The organism is Synergistaceae bacterium (assembly GCA_017540085.1).
In the GTDB taxonomy this organism is placed as follows: domain Bacteria; phylum Synergistota; class Synergistia; order Synergistales; family Aminobacteriaceae; genus JAFUXM01.
Map to the genome: position 1 here is coordinate 51527 of JAFYBQ010000011.1, position 11171 is coordinate 62697.

Annotated in this window: 9 protein-coding genes; 7 read left to right on the forward strand and 2 right to left on the reverse strand. The window is 50.6% G+C overall.

Going from position 1 to position 11171, the window contains the following annotated elements:
* The first annotated feature begins 20 nt into the window (after positions 1-20).
* Both fusA and IKQ95_02050 read left to right on the forward strand, forming a co-directional pair.
* Positions 21-2099, forward strand: coding sequence for an elongation factor G (gene fusA, locus IKQ95_02045; GenBank protein ID MBR4195477.1), 2079 nt, complete (start codon positions 21-23; stop codon positions 2097-2099).
* A gap of 134 nt (positions 2100-2233) precedes the next feature.
* Positions 2234-3379, forward strand: coding sequence for a hypothetical protein (locus IKQ95_02050; protein MBR4195478.1), 1146 nt, complete (start codon positions 2234-2236; stop codon positions 3377-3379).
* A 46-nt stretch (positions 3380-3425) separates the two neighbouring features.
* Here IKQ95_02050 and IKQ95_02055 read toward each other — a convergent pair whose 3' ends face one another.
* On the reverse strand, positions 3426-4457 hold the full coding sequence (locus IKQ95_02055; protein ID MBR4195479.1) for a hypothetical protein: 1032 nt from the start codon (positions 4455-4457) through the stop codon (positions 3426-3428).
* 8 nt (positions 4458-4465) lie between these two features.
* Positions 4466-4624 carry a hydrogenase expression protein HypA/HybF gene (locus IKQ95_02060; GenBank protein ID MBR4195480.1) on the reverse strand — a complete coding sequence of 53 codons (159 nt, stop codon included), beginning with the start codon at positions 4622-4624 and terminating at the stop codon, positions 4466-4468.
* Positions 4625-4833: 209 nt separating this feature from the next.
* Between IKQ95_02060 and IKQ95_02065 the strand changes: the two genes are divergently transcribed.
* The 5 genes from IKQ95_02065 to mglC all read left to right on the forward strand — a co-directional run bounded on the left by IKQ95_02065 (position 4834) and on the right by mglC (position 10835).
* On the forward strand, positions 4834-5817 hold the full coding sequence (locus IKQ95_02065; GenBank protein ID MBR4195481.1) for a CAP domain-containing protein: 984 nt from the start codon (positions 4834-4836) through the stop codon (positions 5815-5817).
* Between the two features lie 65 nt (positions 5818-5882).
* The gene (locus tag IKQ95_02070; GenBank protein ID MBR4195482.1) at positions 5883-6899 is read left to right on the forward strand and encodes a galactose ABC transporter substrate-binding protein; all 1017 of its coding nucleotides are present in this window, start codon (positions 5883-5885) and stop codon (positions 6897-6899) included.
* Positions 6900-6970: 71 nt separating this feature from the next.
* A complete protein-coding gene (locus IKQ95_02075) occupies positions 6971-7954 on the forward strand; it encodes a galactose ABC transporter substrate-binding protein (GenBank protein ID MBR4195483.1) in 984 nt (327 codons plus the stop codon).
* Positions 7951-9486 (forward strand): sugar ABC transporter ATP-binding protein, encoded by a 1536-nt coding sequence (locus tag IKQ95_02080; GenBank protein ID MBR4195484.1) that lies wholly within the window; start codon positions 7951-7953, stop codon positions 9484-9486. The genes IKQ95_02075 and IKQ95_02080 overlap by 4 nt, the downstream gene beginning before the upstream one ends.
* Positions 9487-9614: 128 nt before the next feature.
* On the forward strand, positions 9615-10835 hold the full coding sequence (mglC, locus tag IKQ95_02085; protein MBR4195485.1) for a galactose/methyl galactoside ABC transporter permease MglC: 1221 nt from the start codon (positions 9615-9617) through the stop codon (positions 10833-10835).
* Positions 10836-11171: the final 336 nt, after the last annotated feature.

An 11171-nucleotide genomic window follows, 5' to 3' on the forward strand; every position in this document is an offset into this window, starting at 1 on the left:
CAGGGAAGGTGTTTATCATTATGGGGGTACGCAAACCCGAAGACACTCGGAGCTTCGCACTATGCGCCCACGGCGGAGCGGGAAAAACTTCTCTCGCTGAAGCAATGCTTTTCGACAACGGCAACATTACCCGCATGGGCAGCGTTCAGAACGGGAACACAGTCAGCGATTTCCAGTCAGAAGAACAGAAGCGCAACATCTCAATCTCAACATCACTTCTCACACTCGAACGCAAAGGAAAAACATTCTACGTCCTCGACGCTCCCGGCTATGCGGACTTCACCGGCGAAATGAGCGCGGCAATCAGAGTCGCAGACACAGCGGTGATTCTCGTCAGCAGTGTGGGAGGAATTGAGGTTCAGACATCAAAAGCATGGGAATACGCCGAACATCACAACGCGCCCGTGTCGTTCGTTGTCTCGAAAATGGACAGGGAAAACGCTGACTTCTCGAAAGTCCTCGATGATATAAAGTCCCAGTTCTCACAGAACGCCCTGCCCGTGTTCCTGCCGATAGGGGCCGGGGAAAAATTTTCGGGCATTGTCGACGTTCTCAGCGGGAAAGCATATACCTACAAGCCGGACGGAAGCGGGAAATTCACGGAGGGCGAAATCCCCGCGGATCTTGCTGACGAGGCGGCCTCAGCGCGTGAAGCACTCGTTGAAGCCGCCGTTGAGATGGACGACGCATTGATGGAGAAATATTTAGAGGGTGAAGAAGTTTCGCAGGCAGATTTTGAGCGTACACTCAAGAAAGCAATCGCCGCAAAAAGAATCATGCCAGTGTTCGCGCTGTCAGCCACCGCAAATATCGGAGTCCCTCAGTTTATGGACTTTGTTGCGGACTACTTCCCTTCACCTGTTGACATCGGAGCGATTGACGCTGACGGGGCAAAGGCTGAACCCAAGATTGACGCGCCGTTCTCGGCTCTGTGCTTCAAGGTCATGGCCGATGCTTTCGTGGGCAAGCTCTCATTCATCCGCGTGTATTCGGGGACTCTCTCGTCAGAAGGCAGCAACATCTACAACGTCGACAAGGGAGAAGATGAGCGCATATCCTCGTTCAAGCTCATGACGGGCAAAGACGGCAAGGACGTGAAAGAAGTCATAGCGGGCGACATCGTAGCAATCCCGAAATTACAGAGCGCGAGAGTCGGTCATACATTGGCGACAAAGGGAGGCTTCTCCGCGAAATTCCCGCCGATAGAGTTCCCGAAACCCGTCTACAGTGTCGCGGTAATCGCAAAGACACGGGCGGACGAGGACAAACTCGGCACAGCTATTTCACGAATACTTGAGGAAGACTGCTCGCTGACTTTCGAGAAGAATGCCGAGACACGCGACAACGTTTTATCCGGCATGGGCGACATGCACATCAACATAGTGCTGTCAAAGCTGAAGGAACGCTACAATGTTGATCTTGACACAAAGACTCCGCAGGTGCCTTACCGCGAGACTATCCGAAAAATGTCCGAGGCTCAGGGAAAGCACAAGAAGCAGTCCGGCGGGCATGGTCAGTACGGTGATGTATATATCCGCTACAGGCCGCTTGAACGGGGCGAAGGCTTCAAGTTCATAGACAGCGTTGTGGGCGGTGCTGTTCCGCGCAACTTCATTCCGGCGGTCGAGAAAGGACTCAGGGAGTACATGGTTTCCGGGCCTCTTGCGGGATTCCCGGTTGTCGACTTCAGCGCAGAGTTATATTACGGCTCGTATCACGATGTCGACAGCTCCGAAATGTCGTTCAAGCTCGCTACTCGTCTGTCATTCCGCAAAGGCATAATGGACGCGAATCCCGTATTGCTTGAGCCTGTGATGGACGTTGAAGTTACAGTGCCGGATCAGTTCATGGGCGATGTAATGGGCGACTTCAATTCGCGGCGCGGCAGGGTCATGGGAATGGAGGCTCACGGAAAATTGCAGATCGTCAAAGCGCAGGTGCCTCTGTCGGAAATGTTCAGGTACGCGACAGATCTGCGGTCAATGACTTCCGGCGAGGGGTCATTCTCGATGGAGTACTCTCACTATGAGGAAGTCCCCGGAGACATCGCAAAGAAAGTTATCGCCTCACACAAGAAGGAAGAAGAAGACGACGAATAGCGACATTCCCCCCTCCTGGTTCGGGCCGGGAGGGTTTTTTCTGTCATGAAGAAGGGAGACAGACACGGCGGAACCTGAATGACAGTATCAACAAAGTAATCATAATCGGCAAAAATCATCATCACACGCTGAACATGGCCAGAGTTTTCGGCATCAACGGAATAAAGCCCTATGGCATTGTCGTGGGCAGGCGTGCGAAATCCGGCTTTGTCCGGCGTTCAAGATATTGGCAAAAATGCTGGGCGGCAAAAGACGAGGCGGAAATGATTGAGATTCTCCGGCGCGAATTTCAGGGCGAGACGCTGAAGCCCGTAGTCATTCCGTGTTCTGACCCGGAGACTATAGCAATCGACAACAATCTTCACGAGCTTGAGAAAAAACACATTCTCGGCAGCTTCAATCACGAGCAGGGCAGAATCCCTCAGCTTATGGACAAGTTTTCGCAGGTTGAGTTCGTGAGGGACAATCTCGGTCTGAACATGGCCGAAAGTTTTATCATCAATCTTGCTGACGGGGACATACCCGCCGGGCTTCCGTTTCCGTGCTTGGTGAAGCCTGTTGTCAGCGCGGAGGGAAACAAGTCCGACATCAGGAAGTTCGACGACAGGGACAGCCTCCGGGAATATTTCGACGTTCTCAGGGAGAAGGGCTACACGCGGATTTTGGCGCAGAGGTTTCTTGATATTGATTACGAGTTTTGTTTGTCTGGCTGCTGTGGGGAAAATATATCTTACCTTGTCTCGAAAACGTTACGGCTTTGGCCTAATGTCGGCGGTACAGGGTCAATGCTTCAGATTATTGATGACGAAAAAATACATGAAGCAGGAAGAAACATACTGAGAAAAATATACAACTTAGGATATTCAGGGCTGATAGACTTTGATTTATTCTGCGTTAAGGACGGTAATATATACGTTGGTGAAATAAACTGGCGGGACAGTGCGCGGGTCTTAATGTGTATGGGAACAAAAGTATATTACCCTCTCGCTTGGTACTGGTCTGTTACAGGCCATCCCGGCAAAGCGCAGAATATCCCCTTGACCACAAAGGACACATCACAGTACGGAATGTGCGAAGAGGCTGACATCTACCACGTGTTTCACGCTGACCCCGGATTCCCCCGAATGAGCCTGCGCGAATGGCTGAAGGATGTCAGGAGGGCGGGAAGTTTCGCGTTCTGGTATCATGATGACAAGCTCCCTGCGCTATGGGGCTACCTGTTCAAACTGGTACTGAGTCCGATAAAGCAGTTTGCGCTGAAGCTAATCGGCAGGAAGTGAGTCCGTCCCTCCTCACGGGAAAGCCTGCGGGGAGGGATTTTTCCGCTCACAGGAAGAAATACCGTATCACGAAAAGAAGCGCGATTAACGCCCCGCCCAGTAACCCGAAAAAGAACAGATCACTCATGAACGAGAGTCCTTTTTGGGGCTGTTCGGACTGCGGAGTCTCCTTCACGCGGATTTTGATGTCTTTCGTTATGGCGACATAGCCGCGAATCTCATCGCTTATTTTCACGTAAAGAAATTTCTTGCCCTGCGTCTCTCTGATTTCGTCAACCGGGAACAGAGGCTCAATGTTATTCTCATCAAGATATTTTTTTACCAGTGCGCTTGTCCCGTCCCCCTCGACAGTAATGCCGATAATATCCCCCGGCATAATCTCGGACGAGGCTTTTCCCTTCACCGGGTCAACCTGCGGATTACATTTGATGACTGTCCCCTCAAAATTTCCTTCCTTCTCGGCTTCTTCTTTCTCTTTGGCTTCCTTCTCGGCCTTCTCTTTCTCTTCCTGCTCTTTCTGCATACGGGCGAGTTCTTCTGCTGACGGCGGGAGCGGCTTAATGATTTTTGCGCGCTCAAGCTCCGGGCGGGCGATTGGCTCGGCTTCTGTTGACGCGCTGAATACACACTGCGATGTAGTTTCAAACGCACGGCGGTACATGCTCTCAAGCTGGCGGATTTTTACCTTCGTGTAATTCTCGAACAGCTTTTTTTTCTCCTCGACTGTCAGAATCTCTTTCAGGTCGGCCTGAAGTTTCTCGCCCCAGTCCTTGTCAAGCGGTCCCATTGAAGGAAGGCTCTTGACGAAATTACGCCAGTCCTTTGCGACTTCCGGGATCTGTCCGTTTGCGTAGGGTTTTGCCAGCCAGAATATCTGGAACACTGTACGGCCTGTTTTACCCTCGAATATCACGCAGAACCCCCCGCCCATGTCCCCGCGTGAGGGCGTGAATGTTGACTTTATGCCGAGAAATTCCGGGGTATTCTTCTGCTTTGCCGGGTCAGACGGCGGAACGTCATCCCTCATAGGCTCTGTGAGTTTCTTAACGTCCTGTACGCTGAAAAGTTCGTTGGGCATAATCTCACTCACCTTGCTGAATAGCTCTTTGCGCTCCAAGATTTTCCGCGGGGGATTTCTCCTGAGACAAGCTCCAGGCAGCGGCTCCGGCAGTCCGGGCATTTCCTGTCAGTTTTGGAGTCAGACTCAAATTCCTTTTTGCATTCTAGGCACCTGAATACGGCCATGATATTTTGTGAATCCTCCTTGAAATATTTTATGACAGTGAACAGCCAGCATTATAGCCCGTCAAATATTTATGGGCAAATTACTTAGTCAGCCATGAAAATTACCCGTCAAAATCCGAAAGATTTACGCAGTTTTTTTCCGGCGATATTAATTATAATAGAGATAAATTTCACAGCGACACAAAAAAATTTTCTGGAGGCTGTATCAGTTGAGGCTGAAAAAATTTCCCGTGATACTCTTCATCCTCATTATGTCCGCGACATCGTTATATGCTTCTGACATTTACGACATTGAGCCGTCATTCTCGCCGTACATGGCCGGGAGGGTCAAGCGTGAAGTTCTCTATGAGGCTCTCGCGGAGGTCAACTACGCCCGGAGGCTTGCGGGAGTCCCGGACAATGTTACCCTCAATGACGAGTACACGAGCCGGGCGCAAATGGGAGCGGTGTTGCTTGACGCTAATGACATTCTGACGCACACGCCCGGGAAGCCTCACGGAATGCCGCAGGATTTCTACGAGGCAGGCTATGACGCGGCTACACACGGCAACATCATGTACTCGAAACTGCGTCAGGGGTCAAAGACACGAGGCAACATAAATCTCCGGGACACGATAAAAAGCTACATGGAGGACACAGACGGGCATAATGTCGGGGCAGTCGGCCACAGAAGATGGCTTCTCAATCCCAGACTGAAGCAGGTAGGATTCGGAATCAGCACACGCCGCGGATATTCAGTAACGTATGTGATTGAGGATTTCCCGGTTAAACGCAAGAAACTGACACGGGCGGAATACGCGCAATATTTAGAGTGGCTGAAGTGGCCGATTTCTGATGAGTTTATCGCGTGGCCGTCCTCAAAGAATCCTCACCCGTTAAGCTGGTTCGAGGCAAAAACAGCATGGTCGGTAACCCTCAACAGCAATGTATTCCGAAAGTGTATCGCCGGAAAAGTCAGCGTGAAATTAACCCGGCTGAATGACGGAAGAGTGTGGAATTTCGGCCATGCAGGCAATGACGGATATTTTGCGGTCGCCACGAATAATGTCGCCTATGATGAGTGCCTGATATTTTGCCCGGACAATGTGAACGGCTACAGGAGCGGGGAATATTGGCGCGTTGAAGTTGACGGTCTCACGCGGAAAAACGGCGGGGCAGGGAGCTTCAATTACACCGTAAATTTCACGGACTAGGGAATCCCGCGCAAAGGGAGAAATCCTCACGCGCTGGAAAATATATTAGGAGGTAAGTTTTCACCATGAAGAAATACGCAGCAATACTCGCAGCAGCAGTACTCGCAGTATCAGCGGCAGCCGCATTCGCCGCAACGGACGCGCTTGTAGGGGCATGTATCTACAAGTTCGATGACACGTTCATGACAGGAGTCCGCAACGCAATGAAGGCCGAAATGGAGAAGGAAGGCGGAGAGCTTGAGATAGTCGACAGCCAGAACCGCCAGCCTACACAGAATGACCAGGTTGACGCTTACATCTCCAAGGGCGCAAATGCTCTCATCGTCAACCCCGTAGACCGCACAGCCGCAGAGCCTCTCATGAACAAGGCAAAGGCTGAGGGACTCCCGATCGTTTTCGTGAACCGTGAACCCTATGCGGAAGTCATGAACGCTTACGACAAAATCTGGTACGTAGGCGCAAAGGCTGAGGAGTCCGGCACGCAGTCAGGGCAGATTATCGCGGATTACTTCAAGAAGAATCCCAAGGCCGACAAGAACGGCGACGGCAAGATTCAGTACATCATGATTCGCGGCGAGCAGGGACATCAGGACGCTACACTCCGCACTGAGTATTCACTCAAAGCCATAAAGGACGCGGGATTTGAGGTCGTCGAGCTGGGCAATGACACCGCAAACTGGGACAAGGTTCAGGCCACAGACAAAATGAAGGGCTTTATCTCCGCCGTAGGTGTCGACAACATCGAGGCAGTACTCGCCAATAATGACGATATGGCACTCGGAGCGATCGAGGCACTGAAGGCAGAGGGCTACAACATGGGCGACCCCGCGAAATATGTCCCTGTCGTGGGAGTTGACGCTACAGCACCCGCGCTTGAGGCCATGAGCAAAGGCGAGCTTCTCGGAACAGTCCTTAATGACGCGGACAACCAGGGCATTGCGGCGGTGAAAGCGGCAGTAGTTGCGGCTGACGGAAAAGCGGTAACAGAGGAGTCAATCGGCTACAAGATCACGGACGGAAAATATATCTGGATACCCTACAGGCCGGTTACAGTCGAGAACTACAAAGAGTTCATGAAATAAGCGGAAGTGTTAATCATCGCCCCCGTTGTTTTTGCGGCGGGGGTTTCTTTTCATGAAAGAGGTGAATTTTGTTGCGTAAAATTTTCATTACAGCATTGATACTCGCGCTTGCGTTCGCAGGGTGTGCTTCTGCTGACGGCGTGAAAATAGGCGCGTGTATTTACCGTTTCAGCGATGCTTTCATGCTGAGATTCAGAAACGCAATGTCCGCAGAGAGCGCGAAAGAGGGAGCAGAGTTAGTATTAGCTGACTCACAGAATGACCAGGCAATTCAGGACGCGCAGGTTGACGAGTTCATAGTAAGCGGCGTGAATGTCCTAATCATTAACCCTGTCGATCGCATGAAATCCCAGACCATAATCGACAAAGCAAAGGCCGCGAATATCCCCGTCGTATTCATCAACAGAGAGCCGACTCCCGAAATGCTCGCGACTTACGACAAGGCATATTACATCGGTGCAAAGGCTGAGGAGTCCGGGACAGAGGCCGGCGAATTGATTGCGGAATATTTCAAGTCCAACCCTAAAGCCGACAAGAACAAGGACGGTAAATTACAGTTCGTTTTGTTGCGCGGTGAAAACGGACATCAGGATATGATTCTGAGGTCAAAATATTCTGTCGAGGCCGTCAGCAAAGCAGGCATTACCCCTGTTGAGATTGCCGGAGCTATAGCCAACTGGGACAAACTTCAGGCCATGAACATAATGAACGCTTTTATCATGTCAATCGGCCCTGAGAATATCGAGGCAGTAATCGCGAATAATGACGAAATGGCATTAGGCGCGGTTGAAGCACTGAAGGCCAACGACTACAACAAGGGCTACCCGGATATGTATATTCCTGTTGTCGGTGTTGACGCTAACGCCTCGGCACTTGACGCAATGGAGCGCGGAGAAATGCTCGGCACTGTCCTGAATGACGCAGACGGCCAGGGATCCGCGGCGGTGAAACTTGCGGTAATGCTCGCTGAGGGAAAAGACGTAAGCAAAGAAGTTGAAGACGGAAAATATATCTGGGTGCCTTACCAGAAAATTGCGAGGGGTGAGAAAAAGTGAGCGAATATCTGCTTGAGATGAGAAACATAACAAAGACATTCCCCGGCGTAAAGGCTCTCGACAATGTAAACCTGAATGTCCGCAAAGGCACAGTTCACGCCCTCATGGGTGAAAACGGAGCGGGAAAATCTACGCTGATGAAGTGTCTTTTCGGGATATATGAGCCTGACGGGGGAGAAATTTTCTTAGAGGGAAAGAAGGCCGAAATTCATTCAGCGCGTCAGGCAATGGACAAAGGCATAGCGATGGTACATCAGGAGCTTCACCCGATTCGATTCCGTTCGGTCATGGAGAATGTCTATCTCGGAAGATTTCCCGGCCATATGGGAGTCGTTGACCACAAAGCGATGTACGAGAAGACAAAAGCACTGTTTGATGATTTAGAGCTTGACGTTGACCCGTTAGCACTCGCAGGGGAACAGTCAGCGGCCATTTTGCAGATGATGGAAATTGCGCGGGCTGTTGACATGAAAGCAAAGATAATAATTCTTGATGAGCCGACATCATCATTGTCTGATAGAGAGGTTGACCACCTGTTTAAGATAATCAACCGTTTACGCGCTCAGGGTGTCGCGTTCGTCTACATTTCGCACAAAATGAAGGAAATCCTCGAAATTTCCGATGAGATTACGGTAATGAGGGACGGAACATATGTAGGCACATGGCCGGTAACAGACGCGAACGGCGAGAAGCTCACGATTGACTTCATCATTAAACAGATGGTAGGCCGCGAAATGACGAATCAATTCCCGCCTAGAGAGGGCAAACCGTCAGAAGAAGTTGTGCTGAAAGTCGAGAACGTCTGCTCCACGTCGCGAAAGTCATTCCAGAATGTGAGCTTTGAATTACACCGTCAGGAGATACTCGGAATCGGCGGCCTTGTCGGTGCTCAGAGGACGGAATTTGTAGAGGCACTTTTCGGACTCCGGGGCATAGCTTCAGGTGAAATTCTGCTTAACGGCGCAAGGTACACAAACAAGTCCCCCGGATTCGCAAAATCCCGCGGGCTTGCACTGCTGACGGAGGAACGCCGCGCCACCGGGATATTCGGGATCCTTCCCATTCTCGAAAATACCGTTATCGCCAATCAGAGACATTATGCCCATCTCGGAATCCTCAACGACAGCAAGAGACGTATTGACGCTGATACGGAGTGCAAGAAACTCAACGTAAAAACGCCGTCCCTTAACACGCTGATTCAGAATCTTTCAGGCGGAAATCAGCAGAAGGTTTTGATTGCGCGGTGGCTTCTGACGAACTCGGACATTCTGATTCTTGACGAGCCGACACGAGGAATTGACGTAGGCGCAAAGTACGAGATCTACAACATCATGCTTGAGCAAATCGCGCAGGGGAAATCCATCATCATGATCTCGTCCGAAATGCCCGAATTAATGGGAATGTCAGACAGAATCATGGTCATGTGCGAGGGTCGCGTTACAGGATTCCTCAACAAGGGAGAATACTCGCAGGAAAAAATCATGGCACTTGCGACTCAGTTTGCCGGGCGCAAGGACAGCACAGCAGCATAACACCCCCCTAAATCCCCCCTTTGCAGGGAGGAAGGGAAGCAACCCCCCTTTAATTCCCCCCTTGGCAGGGGGGACGGGTAAAGCCCGAAGGGGTAAATCATCAGCAAACAAGGAGGACACAAAAAATCATGGCGGAAAAATCACGTTCAAAGCGTCTCATGACAACCGGGGGATTAATATTCCTCGCGCTTGGGATAATTCTTTATTTCGCAAAGGAACCCATGGGCCTCAACAGGAAGATTTATGACCTTCCCATATTCCTAATCATAATCGGGGTATGCTCCGCGCTGAAGGGCTACATGGCCAAAGACAAGACAGAGGAAGAAGCCGCCCTCGCGGGAAAAACGTTCACAGAATTTCTCACGAACAACGCAATTTTACTCGCAATGCTTGTGCTTGTCGTTGTGATTTGCATACTTCAGCCCAGGTTCATGCAGATACGAGTCGCGCTTGACATTCTGACTCAGTCGTCCACAAAATTAATCATGGCACTTGGGATTTGCTTCACGCTCTTGATTGCAGGCACTGACCTTTCAGCGGGGCGCATGGTAGGACTTGCGGCGGTAATTTCGGCCTCGATGATGCAGACAGCGACATACGCAAACAGATTCTTCCCTGACCTTCCGCAGGTTGCGGTGTGGATGCCCATCATCATCGCTATTATTGCGTGTATGGTATTCGGAGCGTTAAACGGCTTCCTTGTCGCAAAATATGACATGCACCCGTTCATAGCGACATTGGCGGTACAGGTCATAATTTACGGAGCCTGCTCGCTGTATTTCGACATGCCCCCGAACAACTCGCAGCCCATCGGAGGAATCCGGCCTGATTTCGCGCAGTTAGGGCAGATGAGACTGTTCAGCGGACTGTACAGAGGCTTCCCGGGAATCAGCATACTGATACCGATTGCGGTAGTGATATGCGTCATAATATGGTTCATACTGAACAAGACAGTTTTCGGGAAGAACGTCTACGCTATCGGCGGAAACCGTGAGGCGGCTGTCGTGGCGGGAATTAACGTTTTCCGCAACATCATGGGAATATTCATTCTTGCGTCATGCCTTTACGGTATCGCGGGAGTTCTTGAGGCGGCTAGGACTGCGGGAGCCACGAACAACTACGGGAACGGCTACGAGCTTGACGCTATTGCGGCGTGTGTTGTGGGCGGTGTTTCGCTGAACGGCGGTATCGGCAAGGTCGGCGGAATCATCATGGGCGTGCTGATATTTACGATCATTCAGTACGGCTTGCAGTTCATCAACGTGTCGCCCATGTGGCAGCAGGTCATCAAAGGCGTAATCATTGCGGTTGCGGTTGCGATTGACCTGACGAAATACCGCAGGAAGTAGAAATTTTCACGAGTGAGATAACATTTTGCCCTCTGTCAGAATTTGGCGGAGGGTATTTTTTTGTCGGTAAAAGTAATTCTGTCAGTGCAAAAATTTCCTCTGTCTGTCATAATTACGTCATCCAAAAATTTTTACCTTCTTGCGCCACTAAGATATAATATCTCCATGACAAATGAGGAGAGATTGGCGAAAAACATAAGAATACGAGAACGAAGTAAAGAGACAAAACAAAAACGTAAGTCTCAGATTTGTCGTGTATTTCGTGTCAAAATAGACTTCTCTCATCTTAAGGAAGCCCAAAGAGTTCGACTGAAAATGCTCTTTGTCGAGGCTAAA